20 protein-coding genes and 2 tRNA genes are annotated in these 17285 nt (G+C 71.9%); 10 read left to right on the top strand and 12 right to left on the bottom strand.

Annotated features, from left to right (window positions below; translation table 11 throughout):
* The first annotated feature begins 154 nt into the window (after window positions 1–154).
* From JWN97_RS15975 to JWN97_RS15960, 4 genes are read left to right on the top strand one after another with little or no spacing between them, the layout of a single operon-like run.
* Window positions 155–1042: a tripartite tricarboxylate transporter substrate-binding protein gene (locus tag JWN97_RS15975; protein WP_297624730.1), complete on the top strand. Its 888-nt coding sequence runs from the start codon at window positions 155–157 to the stop codon at window positions 1040–1042.
* On the top strand, window positions 1039–1569 hold the full coding sequence (locus JWN97_RS15970; RefSeq protein WP_297624727.1) for a tripartite tricarboxylate transporter TctB family protein: 531 nt from the start codon (window positions 1039–1041) through the stop codon (window positions 1567–1569). Before JWN97_RS15975 ends, JWN97_RS15970 begins: the two co-directional genes overlap by 4 nt.
* Entirely contained in the window at window positions 1569–3113 is a 1545-nt protein-coding gene (locus JWN97_RS15965; protein WP_297624724.1) for a tripartite tricarboxylate transporter permease, read from the top strand. The genes JWN97_RS15970 and JWN97_RS15965 overlap by 1 nt, the downstream gene beginning before the upstream one ends.
* Entirely contained in the window at window positions 3110–3505 is a 396-nt protein-coding gene (locus JWN97_RS15960) for a universal stress protein (RefSeq protein ID WP_297624721.1), read from the top strand. Before JWN97_RS15965 ends, JWN97_RS15960 begins: the two co-directional genes overlap by 4 nt.
* A gap of 60 nt (window positions 3506–3565) precedes the next feature.
* Here the strand turns inward: JWN97_RS15960 and JWN97_RS15955 are convergent.
* From JWN97_RS15955 to JWN97_RS15930, 6 genes are all read right to left on the bottom strand, one after another.
* Window positions 3566–3641, bottom strand: a tRNA-Glu gene (locus JWN97_RS15955).
* Between the two features lie 86 nt (window positions 3642–3727).
* A tRNA-Gln gene (locus tag JWN97_RS15950) sits at window positions 3728–3799 on the bottom strand.
* A 72-nt stretch (window positions 3800–3871) separates the two neighbouring features.
* A complete protein-coding gene (locus JWN97_RS15945; RefSeq protein ID WP_297624718.1) occupies window positions 3872–4876 on the bottom strand; it encodes a CPBP family intramembrane glutamic endopeptidase in 1005 nt (334 codons plus the stop codon).
* A 10-nt stretch (window positions 4877–4886) separates the two neighbouring features.
* Entirely contained in the window at window positions 4887–6365 is a 1479-nt protein-coding gene (gltX, locus tag JWN97_RS15940) for a glutamate--tRNA ligase (RefSeq protein WP_297624715.1), read from the bottom strand.
* 5 nt (window positions 6366–6370) lie between these two features.
* On the bottom strand, window positions 6371–7183 hold the full coding sequence (locus JWN97_RS15935) for a fumarylacetoacetate hydrolase family protein (RefSeq protein WP_297624712.1): 813 nt from the start codon (window positions 7181–7183) through the stop codon (window positions 6371–6373).
* Window positions 7184–7300: 117 nt separating this feature from the next.
* Window positions 7301–8686, bottom strand: coding sequence for a pyridoxal-dependent decarboxylase (locus tag JWN97_RS15930; RefSeq protein ID WP_297624708.1), 1386 nt, complete (start codon window positions 8684–8686; stop codon window positions 7301–7303).
* A 73-nt stretch (window positions 8687–8759) separates the two neighbouring features.
* Between JWN97_RS15930 and JWN97_RS15925 the strand changes: the two genes are divergently transcribed.
* Window positions 8760–9746, top strand: a complete 987-nt coding sequence (locus JWN97_RS15925) for a 3-methyladenine DNA glycosylase (RefSeq protein WP_297624706.1) — start codon at window positions 8760–8762, stop codon at window positions 9744–9746.
* Here the strand turns inward: JWN97_RS15925 and JWN97_RS15920 are convergent.
* Complete coding sequence (locus tag JWN97_RS15920) at window positions 9734–10375, bottom strand: sulfotransferase family 2 domain-containing protein (RefSeq protein ID WP_297624704.1); 642 nt, start codon at window positions 10373–10375, stop codon at window positions 9734–9736. The genes JWN97_RS15925 and JWN97_RS15920 overlap by 13 nt on opposite strands.
* Before the next feature lie 54 nt (window positions 10376–10429).
* Between JWN97_RS15920 and JWN97_RS15915 the strand changes: the two genes are divergently transcribed.
* Complete coding sequence (locus tag JWN97_RS15915; protein ID WP_297624701.1) at window positions 10430–11038, top strand: pentapeptide repeat-containing protein; 609 nt, start codon at window positions 10430–10432, stop codon at window positions 11036–11038.
* A 1-nt stretch (window position 11039) separates the two neighbouring features.
* Here JWN97_RS15915 and JWN97_RS15910 read toward each other — a convergent pair whose 3' ends face one another.
* Window positions 11040–11591 carry a TetR family transcriptional regulator gene (locus JWN97_RS15910; RefSeq protein ID WP_297624698.1) on the bottom strand — a complete coding sequence of 184 codons (552 nt, stop codon included), beginning with the start codon at window positions 11589–11591 and terminating at the stop codon, window positions 11040–11042.
* A gap of 100 nt (window positions 11592–11691) precedes the next feature.
* On the opposite strand from JWN97_RS15910, the gene JWN97_RS15905 reads away from it, so the two are divergent.
* The 3 genes from JWN97_RS15905 to JWN97_RS15895 are packed head-to-tail and all read left to right on the top strand — an operon-like array spanning window position 11692 to window position 13623.
* Complete coding sequence (locus tag JWN97_RS15905) at window positions 11692–12306, top strand: biotin transporter BioY (RefSeq protein WP_297624695.1); 615 nt, start codon at window positions 11692–11694, stop codon at window positions 12304–12306.
* A 7-nt stretch (window positions 12307–12313) separates the two neighbouring features.
* A complete protein-coding gene (locus JWN97_RS15900) occupies window positions 12314–13015 on the top strand; it encodes an ABC transporter ATP-binding protein (protein ID WP_297624692.1) in 702 nt (233 codons plus the stop codon).
* A complete protein-coding gene (locus tag JWN97_RS15895) occupies window positions 13012–13623 on the top strand; it encodes an energy-coupling factor transporter transmembrane protein EcfT (protein WP_297624689.1) in 612 nt (203 codons plus the stop codon). The genes JWN97_RS15900 and JWN97_RS15895 overlap by 4 nt, the downstream gene beginning before the upstream one ends.
* Here the strand turns inward: JWN97_RS15895 and JWN97_RS15890 are convergent, their stop codons facing one another.
* From JWN97_RS15890 to JWN97_RS15880, 3 genes are all read right to left on the bottom strand, one after another.
* Window positions 13624–14010 (bottom strand): VOC family protein, encoded by a 387-nt coding sequence (locus JWN97_RS15890; RefSeq protein WP_297624686.1) that lies wholly within the window; start codon window positions 14008–14010, stop codon window positions 13624–13626. It abuts the gene before it with no gap.
* Between the two features lie 10 nt (window positions 14011–14020).
* Window positions 14021–15412: an amidase gene (locus tag JWN97_RS15885; protein ID WP_297624683.1), complete on the bottom strand. Its 1392-nt coding sequence runs from the start codon at window positions 15410–15412 to the stop codon at window positions 14021–14023.
* A gap of 279 nt (window positions 15413–15691) precedes the next feature.
* Window positions 15692–16246 (bottom strand): NAD(P)H-dependent oxidoreductase, encoded by a 555-nt coding sequence (locus JWN97_RS15880; protein ID WP_297624680.1) that lies wholly within the window; start codon window positions 16244–16246, stop codon window positions 15692–15694.
* Window positions 16247–16319: 73 nt separating this feature from the next.
* Between JWN97_RS15880 and JWN97_RS15875 the strand changes: the two genes are divergently transcribed.
* On the top strand, window positions 16320–16907 hold the full coding sequence (locus tag JWN97_RS15875; RefSeq protein ID WP_297624678.1) for a TetR/AcrR family transcriptional regulator: 588 nt from the start codon (window positions 16320–16322) through the stop codon (window positions 16905–16907).
* Window position 16908: 1 nt separating this feature from the next.
* Here JWN97_RS15875 and JWN97_RS15870 read toward each other — a convergent pair whose 3' ends face one another.
* Window positions 16909–17151, bottom strand: coding sequence for a hypothetical protein (locus tag JWN97_RS15870; RefSeq protein ID WP_297624675.1), 243 nt, complete (start codon window positions 17149–17151; stop codon window positions 16909–16911).
* Window positions 17152–17285: the final 134 nt, after the last annotated feature.

The raw sequence follows: 17285 nt of genomic DNA, 5'->3' as shown, positions 1-17285 counted from the left end.
CCCACCCAAGACCGAGGGTGCGACGCCGGAACAGATCGGAGAGCACATGATGCGCCCACGCACGAGGCGGTCCGTCGCGGTGGCGGCGTCGCTCGGTGCCGCACTTCTCCTGGCGACCGGGTGCGGAGTCACCCGGGGCGCCCAGAGCAGCGACATGACGATGCTGATCCCCAACAGCCCCGGCGGCGGCTACGACCAGACCGGTCGGGCCGCCATCGCGGTGATGGAGGACGACGACATCACCGGTGGCTCGTTCGAGGTGACCAACGTGATCGGCGCCGGCGGCTCGGTCGCGATGACGCGGCTGATGAACGCCGAGGGCGACGAGCGCACCATGATGACCGCCGGCCTCGGCGTGGTGGGGTCGCTCTACTCCTTCGGAGCGCCCTACAAGCTCAACGACGCCACGCCGCTCGCGCAGGTCATCGAGGACCAGGAAGGCGTGCTCGTCCCGGCGGACTCGCCGTTCGAGACCATCGACGACCTGGTGGCGGCGTGGAAGGACGACCCGAGCGCGATCGTCGTAGGAGGCGGCTCCTCGCCCGGCGGCCCGGACCACCTCTTCCCCATGCAGCTCGCGAGCGCGGTCGGCATCGACGCCCGTGAGGTGCGCTACGTGCCGTACGACGGTGGTGGGCCGCTGACCAGCGCCCTGCTCGGCAGCAAGATCGACGCCGGCTTCTCCGGCGTCGGCGAGTTCGAGGGTGCGCTCGACGCGGGTGAGCTGCGCCTGCTCGCGGTCTCCGGGGAGGAGCGGCTCACCGGTGACGTCGTCGGCGACGCCCCCACCCTGGTCGAGTCCGACATCGACCTGGTGTTCACCAACTGGCGCGGTGTCTTCGCGCCCCCCGGCATCAGTGACGAGCGGCGCGACGAGCTGATCGCGATGCTCGAGGAGATGCACGACACCCCCGAGTGGCGCCAGGCCCTCGAGGACTACGGCTGGATCGACGAGTTCAAGACCGGCGACGACTTCGTGACCTTCCTCCAGGAGCAGGACGAGCGCGTCGCCACCACCCTCGAGGAGCTGGACCTGCTGTGAGCACACCACTCGACACCCGTGACGCGCCGCAGTCGGCGCCGCCGTCCCCCGATCGGGACCTGCCCCAGCTCGGACTGGCGGCGATGCTCGTCATCGTCGGCGCCTACACCTTCTACGACGCGAGCACCCTGCGGGTCGGCTTCGGCGACCCGGTCGGACCGCGCGTCTTCCCCTACGTCATCGGCGCGGTGACGGTGGTCCTCGGGCTGCTGCTCGTGCTGGCCACCCTGCGCGGCGACCTCCCCCAGGCCGACGGCGGCGAGGACGTCGACCTCCGGCATCCCGCCGACTGGGTCACGGTCCTCAAGCTCGTCGGCGTGCTCGCCTTCACCGCGGCCACGATCTCGCTCCTCGGCTGGGCGGTCAGCGGCGCCGTGCTGTTCGTCGGCTCCGCGTGGGCGCTCGGCAGCCGCACCCTCGTGCGTGACGTCCTCGTCGGCATCGCGATGTCGGTGAGCAGCTGGTACTTCTTCCACGAGGTGCTGGGCGTGATCCTGCCCGCCGGGATCCTGGACGGGGTGCTCTGATGGACAACCTCGGACTGCTGGTGGACGGCTTCGGTGCCGTCCTCACCCCGCAGAACCTGCTCTTCGCCGCGATCGGCGTCTTCCTCGGCACGTTCGTCGGCGTGCTGCCGGGCATCGGCCCGGCGATGGCCGTGGCGCTGCTGCTGCCGGTGACCTACGGCCTGGACCCGATCCCGGCCTTCATCATGTTCGCCGGCATCTACTACGGCGGGATGTACGGCGGCTCGACGACGGCGATCCTGCTCAACACCCCGGGCGAGTCGGCCTCGGTGATGACCGCGCTCGAGGGCAACCTGATGGCCAAGGCAGGGCGGGCCTCCCAGGCCCTGGCGACGGCTGCCATCGGTTCCTTCATCGCGGGCACCATCGGCACCTTGCTGGTCGTGTTCTTCGCACCGGCGCTGGCGTCGGTGGCCAACGAGCTCGGCGCCCCGTCCTACTTCGCGCTGATGGTGCTGGCGATGGTCATGGTGACGAGCGTGCTCGGCGGATCGTGGCTGCGTGGCTTCGTCTCGCTCTTCCTCGGCCTCACCATCGGCCTGGTCGGACTGGACCTGAACACCGGCCAGACCCGGCTCAGCTTCGACCAGCCGCTGCTGGCCGAGCGCATCGACGTGGTGGTGGTGGCGGTCGCCATCTTCGCCCTGGGCGAGGCCTTCTGGGTCGCCGCGCACCTGCGTCGCAGCCCCCTGCACGTGATCCCGGTCGGCCAGCCGTGGATGAGCGGCGCGGACCTCAGACGCTCGTGGGGACCCTGGCTGCGCGGGACGGCGTACGGCTTCCCGTTCGGTGCCCTGCCGGCGGGCGGCGCGGAGATCCCGACGTTCCTCTCGTACGTCACCGAGAAGAAGCTCGCCGGTCGCCGCGGCCAGGACGAGTTCGGTCGCGGTGCGATCGAGGGTGTCGCGGGCCCGGAGGCGGCCAACAACGCGTCGGCCGCCGGCACCTTCGTGCCCCTGCTGGCCCTGGGCCTGCCCGTGACCGCGACGTCCGCGGTGATGCTCGCGGCGCTCCAGGGCTACGGCATCCAGCCGGGTCCCACCCTGATGACCGACCAGCCCGAGCTGGTGTGGGCGCTGCTGGCCAGCCTGCTGATCGGCAACGCGCTGCTGCTGGTGCTCAACCTGCCGCTCGCACCCGTGTGGGCCAAGCTGCTGCGCATCCCCCGGCCACAGCTCTACGCAGGGATCCTGTTCTTCGCCACGTTGGGCGCCTATGCCAGCAACCTCCAGGCCTTCGACCTGCTGCTCCTCCTGGTGCTGGGTCTGCTCGGACTCATGATGCGGCGCTTCGCGCTGCCGGTGCTGCCGCTGATCCTGGGTGTCATTCTCGGGCCGCTGATGGAGTTCCGGCTCCGTGAGGCGATGGCGATCTCCGGCGGTGACGTCGCGGCGCTGTGGAGCGAGCCGCTCGCCGTGGTCATCTACGTGATCGTCGCCCTCGTGGTCATCACGCCGATCGTGGTCCGGTCCGTCCGGCCGGCGCCGGCGGCGGTCGCCGAGGACCTGGACACATCCGTCGACGACGAGGAGAAGGTGCGATGACGACGATCGTGGTGGGCTGGACGCCCGACGAGTTCGGCGAGGTCGCGCTCGCCCGCGGCGTCGAGGAGGCCCGGCTGCGTCAGGGGCGGGTCGTGGTGGTCAACGCCACCCGCGGCGACGCGCTGGTGGACGAGCGCTATGCCGACGAGGACCAGCTGTCCCGGCTGGCGACCGTGCTGGCCGCGGCGGGGGTCGAGGTCGACGTACGACGCTCCATGGGTGCCGACGTCGGCGACCAGGTGCTGGCGGTCGCGGACGATGTGTCCGCCGACCTCGTCGTCATCGGCCTGCGCAGGCGGACACCGGTGGGCAAGCTGCTCATGGGCAGCGTGGCCCAGCGGATCCTGCTCGGCGCCGACTGCGCGGTTCTGGCGGTGAAGCCGGCGGACTGAGCGACCTGCACGACCAACGACGAAGGGCCCGGTCGGAGACCGGGCCCTTCGTTCCTGCGTTGGTACCCCCGACCGGATTTGAACCGGCGTTACCGCCGTGAGAGGGCGACGTCCTAGGCCGCTAGACGACGGGGGCTTGCAGATGCCGCTCGGTGAGCAGCGGAGGAAACTCTATCGAAGATGGAGTGTCGCTCCAAATCCGGATCCGGGGATCCGAACTCGCTGGGGTACTAGGACTCGAACCTAGAACAACTGGACCAGAACCAGCCGTGTTGCCAATTACACCATACCCCATGGGGGTATCAGATCGACCGGAGTGCGATCGCCTGACCACCACGTCGTTCCTTTGCAGAACGATCCCGAACGTTACACGCGCGGGGGTGAGCCCTCCAAAACGGGGTCCTTCGGCGGAGGCGGCAGCGCTCCCCCGACCGGCGGCCCGACGGTGACCACGCCCATGGTCCTGGCGACCCAGGTCGCGAGGGCGAGGTAGACCAGGGACTGCGTGAGCGTGGAGAGGATCATCCACCAACTGCTGCCGCCGGTGGCGGTGAGCGCGGTGGTCAGGTCGCCGAAGGCGAGGGCCAGGCCGAAGGCCAGGAAGTTGTTGAGCACGTGCATCGCGATCGCGGCCTCGAGGCCCCCCGTGCGGATCACCAGGATGCCCGCCACGACGCCGAACGCGAACCGGTCGAAGAAGACCGGGGCATCCTGGGAGAGTCCGTGGAAGAGCGCGAAGATCAGTGCCGGACCCAGCACGGCGAGCGCCTGCGAGGCGCGCTTCGCCCACACCAGGGAGCCGAAGGCCTGGGTGAGGTAGCCGCGGAACAGGTACTCCTCGCCAGCGGCCTGGAGCGGCGTCAGCAGCAGGATCACGATCAGGAAGTTGCGCGTCTGGTCGGTGAACTCGTTGACCCCGCCCACGGGTGACTCACCCGGGGCCAGCGGCAGCAGGAGGCCGACGCCCAAGGAGGCGGCGAGCGCCACCACCGACAGCGCCAGGCAGACGAAGAGGTAGCGCCAGCGCAGCCGGGGCCCGACCGACGACAACCACCGCGGCTTGAGGCGGTGCAGCCACCAGCTGACCGCCCAGACCACGGGGATCGCCAGGGCGATGACGATGTTGAGCAGGGCCAGGCCCGTCGGTGTCGCCTCGGCGGTCACGTCGAGGACCGCACCGGCCTCCGACGAGGTGTTGCCCGCGGCCATCAGCGCCACGAAGGCGATCCCGCCCGCGATGAGCGGGACGAGCGCGAAGACGAGCACCAGCGCCAGCAGCGACCCGACGAGCGAACGCCAGATGCCGGGGCGCCCGACGCGGTGCAGCTGGTGGTACTGCGGCCGGAAGTCGGGCGCCAGCGGAGTCGTCACCGGGGTCTCGTCAGGCCGGCTCGACGTGCACGGCGGACCGCAGCCGCGACAGGCTGCGGTCGCGGCCCAGCAGCTCCATCGACTCGAACAGCGGCGGGCTGATCCGCGCGCCGGTGACGGCCACCCGCACCGGGCCGAAGGCCACCCGGGGCTTGAGCCCCATGCCGTCGATCAGCGCCACGCGCAGCGCCTCCTCGATGTCCGCGGCCGACCACCCGTGCAGCCCCTCGAGGGCGTCGTACGCCGCCTGGACGACGCCGCGGCCGGTCTCGTCGAGCAGCGTGGCGACGTCGGCCTCGTCGCGGGTGAAGTCGGCCTCGTCGACGAAGAGGAAGCCGAGCATCGCCGGCGCCTCGGTGAGCTTGTTGATCCGCTCGGCGACCAGCGGCATCGCCAGCTCGAGCATCCGCGCGTCCAAGTCGGAGACGGGGTCGCCGACGACACCGGCCGCCTTGAGGAACGGCAGCACCCGGTGGGTCATGTCGTCCACGCTGAGCAGCCGCATGTGCGCGGCGTTGATGGCCTCGGCCTTCTTGAGGTCGAAGCGCGCCGGGTTGGGGTTGACGTCCTTGATGTCGAACGCCTCGACCATCTCGGCCAGGGAGAAGATGTCGCGGTCGGCGGCGATCGCCCAGCCGAGGAGCGCGAGGTAGTTGAGCAGCCCCTCGGGCAGGAAGCCCTGCTCGCGGTAGGCCAGGGCGTGCGCCTCGGGGTCGCGCTTGGAGAGCTTCTTGTTGCCCTGCCCCATGACGTAGGGCAGGTGGCCGTAGGTCGGCACCGCCCGCGCGATGCCGAGCTCGACGAGGGCCTCGAAGAGGGCCAGCTGGCGCGGGGTGCTGGAGAGCAGGTCCTCGCCGCGCAGGACGTGGGTGATCTCCATCAGCGCGTCGTCGATCGGGTTGACCAGGGTGTAGAGCGGGTCGCCGTTGGCTCGCGAGAGCGCGAAGTCCGGCACGTTCTCGGTCTCGAAGGTGATGTCGCCGCGGACCGCGTCGTCCCAGGTGATCGAGCCGTCGGGCATCCGGAAGCGCACGATCGGCGCCCGGCCCTCGGCCTCGAAGGCAGCGACCTGCTCGGCGGACAGGTCGCGGCAGAAGCCGTCGTACCCCTGCATCTTGGAGCCGCTGGCCTTGCGCCGCGCCTCGACCTCGTCGTTGCGGCAGTAGCAGTCATAGGTGTACGACGACTCGCGCAGGCGGGCCAGCACGTCGGCGTAGATGTCGCCCCGCTCGCTCTGCTTGTAGGGGCCGTGCGGGCCGCCGACCACGATGCCCTCGTCCCAGTCGAGCCCGAGCCAGTGCCAGAGCTCGAGGATCGCGTCGTAGGACTCCTGGGTGCTGCGCTCCTTGTCGGTGTCCTCCATCCGGAAGATGATCGAGCCGCCGTGGTGGCGCGCGAAGGCCCAGTTGAAGAGGGCGGTGCGGACCAGGCCGACGTGCGGCGAGCCGGTGGGCGAGGGGCAGAAGCGGACGCGTACGGGGCTCGACATGGTGCTCAGGCTCTCTTGGAGACGGTGTTGGTCAGGGCGCCGATGCCGGCGATCGAGATCTCGACCTCGTCGCCGACCTGCATCGGGCCGACACCCTCGGGGGTGCCGGTGAGGATCACGTCGCCGGGCAGCAGCGTCATCACGGAGGAGACGTGCGCGACCAGTGCGGGCACGTCGAAGATCATGTCGGCGGTCGAGCCGTCCTGGACGACGTCGCCGTTGAGGAAGGTCTGCAGGGCGCGGCCGTCGACGAAGTCCTGGGGGTCGAGGTCGGTCTCGATCCACGGCCCCAGGGGGCAGAAGGAGTCGAAGCCCTTCGCGCGGGTGAACTGCACGTCGGACCTCTGCAGGTCGCGTGCGGTCACGTCGTTGGCGATCGTGTAGCCGAAGATCACGTCGGTGGCCTGCTCGACCGGGACGTCGCGGCAGATCCGGCCGATGACGACGGCGAGCTCGCCCTCGTAGTGGAGGTTGCTGGTCTGCGGCGGGTAGAAGATCGGGTCGCCCGGGCCGACGACCGTGGTGTTCGGCTTGAGGAACATCAGCGGCTCGGCCGGGACCTCGCCGCCCATCTCGGCCGCGTGGGCGGCGTAGTTCTTGCCGATGCCGACGACCTTGCTGCGCGGGATGATCGGGGCGAGGAGGCGTACGTCGCTGAGCGCGTGCTGCTCCTCGAGGATCTTGATCCCGACGTAGAGGGGGTCGCCGGCGAGGGCGACGACGACCGAGTCGTCGGCGGGCTGGCCGAACTCGTCGACCTCACCGGTGACGACGCCGAAGCGGGGTTCCTCGCCCGTGCTGAACCGACAGATGCGCATGGGACCGAGCCTATCGATCAATTTGGCGAGGAGCCGACCCGGAGTGCACCCCCATGTCGCCGGGCCGGTCCCTCGCGCACCCCCGTGCCCCGATTGTGCCGCTGGACGGGCGAGGGTCTACACCCTTGAGGAGGGATTGGCACCCGCCGCTCGTCGCAGCGCGTCGAGACTGGCCTCGACGTCCGCGGCGGTGGTCGACCAGTTGCTGACACTGACCCTCAGCACCGCCCGCCCGCGCCACCGCGAGCCGGTCGTCCATGCCGTGCCGTCGGCCAGCATCGCGTCGACGACCGCCCGGGTGCGGTCGTCGTCGCCGAACGCCGCGCACACCTGGGTGAACTCGACGTCGTTGAGGACATCGACTCCCTCGATCGCCGCGAGGCCGTCGGCGAACGTGCGGGCGTGCCGGCAGAAGCCGTCGACCAGGTCCGCGACGCCGTCGCGCCCGAGCGAGCGCAGCACCGCCCAGACGGGGAACGCGCGACCGCGCCGGCTGATCTCGGGCACCTTGTCGAGCGGCTCCCCCACCACGTCGTGGATCAGGTAGTCGCCGTGCATCCCCATCGCCGCCCGCAGGGCCGCCCGGTCCCGCACGATCGCGAGCCCGCAGTCATAGGGGACGTTGAGCGTCTTGTGCGCGTCGGTGGCCCAGGAGTCGGCCGCGCCGTGCCCGGCGACGAGGTGGCGCCGCTGCGGTGAGGCGGCGGCGAAGAGGCCGAACGCGCCGTCGACGTGGACCCATGCGCCCGCGTCGTGGGCGGCGGCGATGCAGGCGGCGAACGGGTCGAACGCACCGGAGTGCACGTTGCCCGCCTGGAGGCACACGATCGTGGGTCGGCCGTCACCCGCCTCGAGCGCGGCGGCGAGGGCGATCGGGTCGATGCGGCCCTGCTCGTCGGCCGCGACGAGCTCGGGGGCGCCGAGTCCGAGGTAGCGCAGCGCCAGGTCGATGGTGTCGTGCCGCTCGGCGCCGACCAGGACGCGTACGCCGGGCGAGTCGACCAGCCCCTGCATCGCGACGTCCCAGCCGTGGCGGCGGAGCACCTCGTCGCGAGCCGCGGCCAGGCACGTGAAGTTGGCCATCGTGCCGCCGGTGACGAAGCCGACGGCGCTGCCGGGGGGCAGGCCGAGGAGGTCGAGCAGCCACGTCTCCGCGAGCTCCTCGACCGCCGAGTGCGCGGGCGTCAGGATGCGCAGGCCGGAGTTCTGGTCCCAGGCGCTCACCAGCCAGTCGGCCGCGAGGGCCGCGGGGTGGGTGCCGCCGATGACGAAGCCGAAGAACCGCCCGCCCGGCATCGCCGTCAGCCCGGGCTCGCAGGCCGCGGCGAGCTCGTCGACGACCGCCGCCGCACCGGTCGGACCGTCCGGGAGCACGGGGTCGAGGCGAGCGGCCACCTCCTCGCTCGTCAGGCGCGGTGGCACGGGTCGCTCCGCGAGGGAGTCGAGCCACTCGAGGGCCAGGGTGTGGGCGCGGTCGAGTCCGGCGCTGCGGTCACTGTCCATCTCGTCAGTGTCGGCCCGGCGGGGCCCTCCGTCGAGGGTGCTGACAGGTGGTCGGGCCAGTACCCTCGGCGACGTGGTGGTGCTGTCGGCGGACGAGTGGGGTCCCCTGTCCGAGGCCCATGCCGCCCGCGTCGACGCCTTCGTCGCACCGCACCTCGCGCGCCGCGCCGAGCAGGTCAAGCACCCGGTGCACGACTTCCTCTTCGCCTACTACTCCCAGCGCCCCGCGCAGCTGCGGCGCTGGCACCCGGGGTACGGCGTCGGGCTCGAGGAGGCGGGCGAGTACGCGGGGTTCAAGGGCTACGAGGTCCTGGGTCTCGACACGCTCGCTTCGCTCGCTGCTCGACCGGCGGAGGTCTCGGCGCTCGCTGCTCGACCGGCGGAGGTCTCGGCGCTCGCTCCTCGACCGGCGGATGCGGTCGCCGTCTCCACGGCGTACGTCGTCTCGCAGCGGCGGCTGCTCACGCAGCTGCACGGGCTGCTCACCGCGACCGCCGGGCGTGCGCCGCAGTTCGGCTGCTTCGGCCTCCACGAGTGGGCGATGGTGCACCGGGCCTCGGAGCTCGGCACGCGCCACGACTGGCCCCTGCGGCTGGGGCAGGAGGGCACCGATGCGGTGGTCGAGTCGCACCGGATCGGCTGCTCGCACTTCGACGCCTTCCGGTTCTTCACCCCGACCGCCCGTCCGCTCAACACCCTCCGGCCGGGGCGCGACGACCGGCCCGACTTTGAGCAGCCGGGCTGTCTCCACGCCGGGATGGACCTCTACAAGCACGCCTTCCGGCTCACGCCGATGATCCGGAGCGACCTCGTCGCCGACTGCTTCGAGCTCGCGCGCGACATCCGCGTCGTCGACATGCGTGCGGCGCCGTACGACCTCACGGACCTGGGCTTCGAGCCGGTCCCGATCGAGACGACGGAGGGCAAGGCGGCGTACGTCGAGGCGCAGCGGTCGTTCGCCGAGCGCGGCGCTCCCCTGCGGGCGAGGTTGATCGCGGAGTGCGAGCGGCTGCTCGCCGCCAGCGGAGTCATGGGAATCACGACACCTCAGAACTCGTAGCCGAACGCCTCGATGGTGTCGGCGAACACCGTCGCCACCCGCTCGCGCGACGCCGGCGTGTAGAGCTCGCGGTAGTGCCCGGCCGGCCGGGCGTTGCCCTTGGCCCGCGGCAGGTCTGGCGTGCCGGGCAGGTCGAGCTGCTCCCAGACCTCGGTCAGCTCCGCGTCGAGGTTCTCGTAGCGCAGGACCCGGTCGAGCGCCATCTTGCCGCGGATGCGGTAGAGCCTGCGGTTGTTCGAGAGCTGCTCGATCCAGATCTCCTGGACGTAGGTCTCGAAGTCGGGGAGCTCGGGGCGGTCCTTGTACTTCCAGAAGTAGAGCGAGACCACCGCGTCCCACGGGTTCCGCTCGATCGCGAAGGTGAAGTAGTCGGCGAAGGTCTCCGGCCCCACCAGGTCGCGCACGGCCTTGGCGCCCATGTGGTTGTAGGCCTTGCGGGGCTGGGGCGGCGACTCGAAGTTCTGCGGCGCGCGACCGCCGGCGGCCTGGCGCAGCGCCTCGTCCTCGGGGCTGATCTCGGTGATGATGTCGTCGGGCCCGCACACCTTGGACAACGCGATCTCCACGCTCGTGCCCGCCGTCTTGCGGGTCTTGAGGAAGATGAAGCGGTGCTGGTGGGACGCGATCACGGGCATGACCCTATCCGTCGGACCATTCCTGGTCGCGTGGATACGGTGGCACGCGTGACCGACCCCCGGACAGCCACCGACGAGCACTTCAGGAGCGAGGACTGGTACGGCGACGACCTCGGGGCGGCCCGGTTCGTCGGGTGCACCTTCACCGACGTCGACCTCTCCGAGGCGACCACGTCGGGGGCGGTGTTCGAGCGGTGCACCTTCCACGGCGGGCGGTTCAACGCATCGGTCCACACCGCCACGGCGTTCGTCGGCTGCGACTTCCGGCGTACGTCGTTCTTCGACGCGACGCTCGACGGCTGCAAGCTGGTGGGCAGCAGCTTCGCCGAGTGCGTGATGCGGCCGCTCACCGTGACCGGCGGCTCGTGGCTCGGCGTCACCATCCGCGGCACCAACCTGTCCCGCCTCGACCTGACCGGGGTCGACCTGCGCGAGGCCGACCTGTCGATGTCGGACCTCACCCTCGCCACCCTGGCCCGGGCACGCCTGGACCGGACGGCGCTGCGCGCGTCCAACCTGGACCGCACCGACCTGCGCGGCGCGAGCCTCGACGGCGTCGACCTGTCGGTCGCGCTGCTCAAGAGGACCCGGCTCGACCTCGCCGGCGCCGTGCTGCTGGCGGAGCTCCACGGGGCCGACGTCGACACCTCGGCCTGACTCAGGCCAGGCGCGCGCGCAGGCCGTCGACGACCAGGTCGAGCCCGAGGTCGAAGTCGGGCAGCGACTCCAGGGAGCGCTCGACGGCACCGAGGCGGACGGCCTGGCGCGCGGTCTGCTCCTCGAAGGCGTGGCCGAAGACGTAGTGGACCAACGTCCGCGACGCGACCGCGACGAGCTCGTCGGGCACGTCGGCGTCCGTCAGGATCTTCTCCATCTCCGCCACCGGGGCCGCGGCACCGAGACCGAAGGCCCAGACCGTCGCGACCACGTCGGCGCCGTCGGTGCACGCGAGCATCGCGTCGCGCAGCTCCGAGCAGACCTCGCGCAGCCGGTCCGGCCACGCGCCGGCCGTCCGGGGCCGGGAGCCACGGGCGAGGATCTCGTCGGCGACCGCGGCGAGCAGCGCCTGCTTGCTGGCGAAGTGGTGGTAGATCGCGCTCGGCTGCACGTCGAGCTCGGCCCCCAGCCGGCGCATGGTCAGCGCCGCCAGGCCGTGGGTGTCGAGCAGGGTGACGGCGTGCGCGAGCACGTCGCTGCGGTGATGGGCCACACACCCTCCCGGTCCTCGGACTGCGTTGACGCCGACTTCCCGGCCACCCTAACCTGAACACCGTTCAGGTCGCCTGCAGCGCTCAGCAAGGACTCCCCCGATGACTGCCACCCAGCCCGAGACCACCTCCGACCAGCACGACACCCGCGCCGGATCCTCGTCGCCCTCGCGGGACATCGCCCTGGTCGCGGCCTTCGCCGCCCTCATCAGCGCGAGCGCCTACGTCGGCGCGATCCCCGTCGGCAGCGCCGGCGTGCCGATCACGCTCCAGACGCTGACCGTCATGCTCGCCGGCTGCATTCTCGGCCCCGTGCGCGGCTTCTCGGCCGTCACGCTCTACCTCGCGCTCGGCGCCGTCGGCCTGCCGGTCTTCGCCGAGCACTCCTCGGGCATCGGCGTCTTCTCCGGGCCGAGCGGCGGCTACCTGGTGGCGTTCCCGATCGCCGCGGCCCTCGGCGGCTTCCTCGTGAAGTACGTCGCCCGCGAGCGTCGTACGCGTGCGCTCGTCGTCTTCGCCTGCTCGATCACCGCCAGCATCCTGGTCATCCACCTCCTCGGGATCCTCGGCATGATGCTCTACTTCGACGTCTCGTTCCGCGAGGCGGGCACCTACGACCTGCCCTTCTGGATCGGCGACGTCGTCAAGACGTCGCTGGTGGCGATGATCGCCGCCGAGGTGCACCGCGCCTTCCCGCAGCTGCTGCACCGCGACTGACGACTCCTTGCCCACGATCCAGCTCGACGCCGCGGCGGTCCGCGTCCCCCTGCCCGCCCGCGGCGAGCGCGAGATCCTCGCGCCCACGACGCTGACCCTCACCGAGCATCGCGTCGGCGTCATCGGTGCCAACGGCTCGGGCAAGTCGACCCTCGCGCGGCTGCTCAACGGCCTGGTCCGCCCCTCGTCCGGGCGGGTCACGGTCGAGGGCCGCGACGTGGTGCGCGACGGAGCGGCCGTACGCCGGATGGTGGGGTTCTGCTTCACCGACCCGGCCGCCCAGCTGGTCATGCCGACGTGCGTCGAGGACATCGAGCTGTCGCTGCGACGGACCATCACCGGCACGGCGGCTCGGCGGGAGCGCGCACTCGAGGTGCTCGCCGCCAACGGGCTCGCGGACCACGCGCACGACTCCGTGCACTCCCTCTCCGGCGGCCAGCGACAGCTGCTGGCACTCGCCGGCGTGCTGGCGCTCGAGCCGGCGATCGTGGTCGCCGACGAGCCGACCACGCTCCTCGACCGCGCCAACACCCGCCGCGTCGGCGACACGCTGCTCGGGCTCGACCAGCAGCTGGTGCTCGTCACCCACGACCTCGACCTGGCCGCGCGGTGCGACCGGGTGCTCGTGGTCGACGACTCCCGCGTGGTCGCCGACGGAGCGCCGGCGGAGTCGATCGCGCGCTACACCGCGCTGGTGGACGTCCCGTGAGCGACCTGATGGCGGGGCTGCACCAGCCCGGCGACACGATCCTGCACCGGCTGCCCGTCGGCGCGAAGGTGCTCGGCCTCGCCGCGCTCAGCCTGGCGATCGTGGTCGTGCGCGACGTGCGGTGGGCCGTGGCCTTCCTCGTGATCACGCTGCTGCTGGCGGCGCTGGCGCGGGTGCCGCTGCGCTCGGTGTGGCGCGCGGCGCGCGGCGTGCTCGTCATCGCGGTCGTCGCGAGCGCCTTCCAGTGGTGGTGGTACGGCGGGGAGAAGGCGGTCGAGACCTTCCTCGACCTGCTCAGCCTGGGGCTGGCGGCGCTGTCGCTGACGGCCACCACGTCGGTCAACGAGATGGTCGACGCCCTCTCCCGGTGGGCGCGGCCGCTGCGGGTGGTCGGCGTCGACCCGGACCGGGTGGCGCTGACGGTCGCTCTCACGATCGGCGCGCTGCCCGGGACCATCGCGATCGCCCGGGAGACCCGGGACGCCGCGCGGGCACGAGGGCTCGACCGCAACCCGAGGGCGTACCTCTCCCCCTTCGTCATCCGCGTCGTCGCCCGCGCCCACGAGTCGGGCGACGCGCTGCACGCGCGCGGGATCGGCGACGACTGATCAGCCGGAGCGCTGGTTGAGGAACCACCGGTGCCCGAAGGGGTCGCGGAACACCGCGACCCTGCCGACCGGCGGATTGTCCTCGGGCCCGCGATCGACCATCACGCCGTCGGCGCTCACCCGCGCACACACCGCGTCGACGTCGTCGACCTCCAGGTGCAGCGAGACCGCGGCCCCACGGGCGGCGTCCGGTGCGGCGACACCGGCCGACTCGAACTCGTCCGACATCATCCAGCGCCCACCGCCGACGGCCAGCTCGACGTGACCGACGCGGCCGTCGTCCATGACGATCGGCTCCATCGCGACCTCGGCGCCCAGCACGTCGACGTACCAGTCGATGGCGCGGCGCGCATTGGCGACGCAGATGTACGGCGTGAGCTCACCCATGCCGTCCACCTCACCAGCCGGGTGGGCGCCTGTCCACCCACGGCGCCGCGGCCTCGACCTGGGCGGCGAGCGAGAGCAGCAGCTCCTCCTCGGCCGGTCGGGCGGCCAACATCACGCCGACGGGCAGGGCGTCCTCGGTCCGGTGCAGGGGCAAGGAGACGGCCGGCATCCCGGTGACGTTCCAGGCACTGGTCCAGGGCGTGAAGGCCTTCTGGTCGGCGAAGTCGCGAGCGGGATCAGCGTCGTCGCGCAGCTCGCCGACGAGCGCGGGCGGCCGGGCGAGGGTGGGCGTGAGGACGACGTCGTACGGCGCGAGCGCGGCCAGGGCACGGGCGGCGTGCTGGCGGAGGCTGCCGATGGCGAGCCCGAACTCCGGGCCACTGACGGCGTGTCCGCGTCCACCGAGCCAGCGCGTCAGCGGGCGCAGCCGGTCCTCGCGACCGGGCGGCGCGGGCGACAGCGCGGTCAGCACGGCCCAGCAGGTCTCGAAGTCGGCGACCGCGGCGGGCGGGATCGGCACGGCGACGTCCTCGACGTCGTGGCCGAGCGACGCGAGCAGCCGGGAGGCGTCCTCCCAGGCGGTCACGCTGGAGGGGTCGACCTCGACGTCCGCGATGACCGGCGCGATGAAGCGCGCGACCCGCAGCCGGCCGGGCGGGCGGTCGCACGCGTCGAGGAACGGTCCGGACGGGGCCGGCGCCCAGAACGGGTCGCCCACCCGACGACCGGCGAGAACGTCGAGCAGCGCGGCGGCGTCGCGGACCGTGCGGGCGAGCGTGCCGGCGGTCGCGAGCCCCACGGGGTCGCCGTAGCGAGGCGCGCCGCTGATCCGGCCACGCGAGGGCTTGAGGCCGACGAGGCCGCAGCAGGAGGCCGGGATCCGGATCGAGCCGCCACCGTCGGAACCGGGTGCGACGGGCAGCAGCCCGGCGGCCACCGCGGCGGCGGCACCGCCCGAGGAGCCGCCCGCGGTGCGGGTGGTGTCCCACGGCGTGACGGCGGGCGGGGCGACGTCGGGCTCGGTGTAGCAGGGCGACCCGAACTCCGGCGTGTTCGTCTTGCCGAGGCTCGGCATGCCGGCCGCCTCGACCGAGAGCACGAGCTCGTCGGACTCGTCGGGCACGAAGTCGTCGTACGCCGCGGAGCCGAAGGTGGTGCGGACCCCGGCCGTCGGGTGGAGGTCCTTGATGCCGGTCGGGACGCCCCAGAGCGGACCTGCGTCCGCGGGGCGTCCCGACTCGGTCAGTCTGCGCGCGTGCTCGCGCGCCAGGTCGTGGGTCGTCGTGATGAACGCACCCACGTGGTCCGCGCGGTCGGCGTAGTGCTCGACCAGGTTGAGCGGCGACACGTCACCGTTGCGTACGGCGTCGCCCTGCTCGAGCGCGGTCAGGTCGTGGAGCACACGTCGACCGTAGCCCCGTCCGCTGGTCGAGCGAGCGGACCCTCGCCCCCGTCCGCTGGTTGAGCAGCGAGCGGAGCGAGCGTGTCGAAACCGAGGTCAGCGCCGAGAGCCTCGGTTTCGACTCGGGCTCGTTCCTCGCCCGGCTCAACCAGCGGCGTCGCAGCCCCGTCCGCTGGTCGAGCAGCGGGCGGACCCTCGCCCCCGTCCGCTGGTTGAGCAGCGAGCGGAGCGAGCGTGTCGAAACCGAGGTCAGCGCCCGGCTCGACCAAGCGGCTTGCGTCAGGCCGCGGCCTCGACCTCGTGCGCGACGAGGTCGTCGAGGGCACCGAGCAGGCGCTGCACGGCGGCCTCGTCGGCCAGCGGGTCACCGGCGACGGCGGACTCGTCGACGACGATGCCGTCCACGACGACCGCGCCGGCGATGGTGGCGGAGTGACGGGCGTGCTCGTGCGACCACTTGCCGCCGTACGGCGTCGGGGTGGCGCCGATGGCCGCGAAGGGCTTGCCGACTATGGCGCCCTGGCCGTAGGGCCGCGACAGCCAGTCGATGGCGTTGTTGAGCACGGCCGGCATGGTGCCGTTGTACTCGGGGGTCACGGCGAGGACGCGGTCGGCAGCGGCGACGGCCTGGCGCAGCGAGGAGGCGCCGGCGGGAACGGTCTCGCCGTCGAGCTCCTCGGTGTAGAACGGGATGGAGTCGAGGCCCTCGACGACGTCGACGGTCACACCGGAGGGGGCGTTGTCGCGGAGGTGCTCGGCGATCCGGCGGTTGAGGCTGCCGGTGCGGGTGGAGCCGAGGAGCACGGCGACGCGGGTCTGCTTGTCAGAAGTCATGCAGGCCAAAACGGACCATGGTCCGCTTCTATTCCCGAGGACTGGGACCTTCTCCGCGGCCTAGGGTGGCGCTGTGACCCGACTGCTCCCGCTGGCGAACGAGCCCGCCCCGGAGCGGGCCGACGCGGCGCGCAACCGTGAGGCCATCCTCGCAGCGGCGCTGCGGCTGGTGGAGACGCGGGGGGTCGACTGCGTGACGATGGACACGGTCGCCTCGGAGGCGGGCGTCGGCAAGGGCACGCTGTTCCGGCGCTTCGACAGCCGCGAGGGACTGATGGCTGCGGTCCTCAACACGTCGGAGACCCAGTGGCAGGCCTCGGTGATCGGCGGACCTGCGCCGCTCGGGCCGGGCGCTCCCCCGATGGAGCGGCTGCTCGCCTTCGGCCACTCGCGGCTGCGGACCAACCTGACCCACGCCTCCCTCATCGAGGCGGCGGGGCGAGCCGGCACCCAGTCGGTGGCGGCGATGTCGTTCGCCAACATGCACGTGCGCTACCTGCTCCGCGAGCTCGGCGTCGACGGCGACCTGCCGCTGCTGGCCAGCGCGATCCTAGCGCCGCTCGAGCTGGTGGTCCTGCAGCAGCAGGTGGATCGCGAACGCATCCCGGTCGAGCGGCTGGAGGCGGGCTGGGACGACCTCGTGCGACGGGTCGTGGGCTGAGTCAGCGCCTCGTTGGTGTTGCGATCACCGGGTAGCCGGTGGTTGCTGAGGTTCCCGCCCGTTGCAACGGTCGAGAAGCGCACCGAAGGGACTGAAACCTCAGCCGACTGCGGCGAGGTGATGACAGCGCCGAGGAACCATAGGTCGGCGCCAGCACGGCCAGCCCGACCAGGAACAGCACGGTGACGATGCGATCGACGGGCGGCACCGCGCCCTGCTTGTCGGCGTACGTCGTCTCGGTCACCCGGGACGACCTAGGTGTACTGATCGGGCACGTTGGTCGAGATCGTGTGACGACACGATCTGAATGAGCTTGGAAGGCGAAGACCTCCGGGCGTGGAGTGGAGCTGTCTAAGAACCGCTTCCACCACCTGGAGG

Source organism: Nocardioides sp., assembly GCF_025965415.1.
GTDB lineage: Bacteria > Actinomycetota > Actinomycetes > Propionibacteriales > Nocardioidaceae > Nocardioides.
This window is presented reverse-complemented; position numbering and strand designations above follow the sequence as displayed.

Coding starts and splice junctions, on each gene's coding strand:
- JWN97_RS15975 (WP_297624730.1), top strand. CDS start 155: ATGACGATGCTGATCCCCAACAGCCCCGGCGGCGGCTACGACCAGACC.
- JWN97_RS15965 (WP_297624724.1), top strand. CDS start 1,569: ATGGACAACCTCGGACTGCTGGTGGACGGCTTCGGTGCCGTCCTCACC.
- JWN97_RS15960 (WP_297624721.1), top strand. CDS start 3,110: ATGACGACGATCGTGGTGGGCTGGACGCCCGACGAGTTCGGCGAGGTC.
- gltX (WP_297624715.1), bottom strand. CDS start 6,365: ATGTCGAGCCCCGTACGCGTCCGCTTCTGCCCCTCGCCCACCGGCTCG.
- JWN97_RS15935 (WP_297624712.1), bottom strand. CDS start 7,183: ATGCGCATCTGTCGGTTCAGCACGGGCGAGGAACCCCGCTTCGGCGTC.
- JWN97_RS15930 (WP_297624708.1), bottom strand. CDS start 8,686: ATGGACAGTGACCGCAGCGCCGGACTCGACCGCGCCCACACCCTGGCC.
- JWN97_RS15905 (WP_297624695.1), top strand. CDS start 11,692: ATGACTGCCACCCAGCCCGAGACCACCTCCGACCAGCACGACACCCGC.
- JWN97_RS15890 (WP_297624686.1), bottom strand. CDS start 14,010: ATGGGTGAGCTCACGCCGTACATCTGCGTCGCCAATGCGCGCCGCGCC.
- JWN97_RS15880 (WP_297624680.1), bottom strand. CDS start 16,246: ATGACTTCTGACAAGCAGACCCGCGTCGCCGTGCTCCTCGGCTCCACC.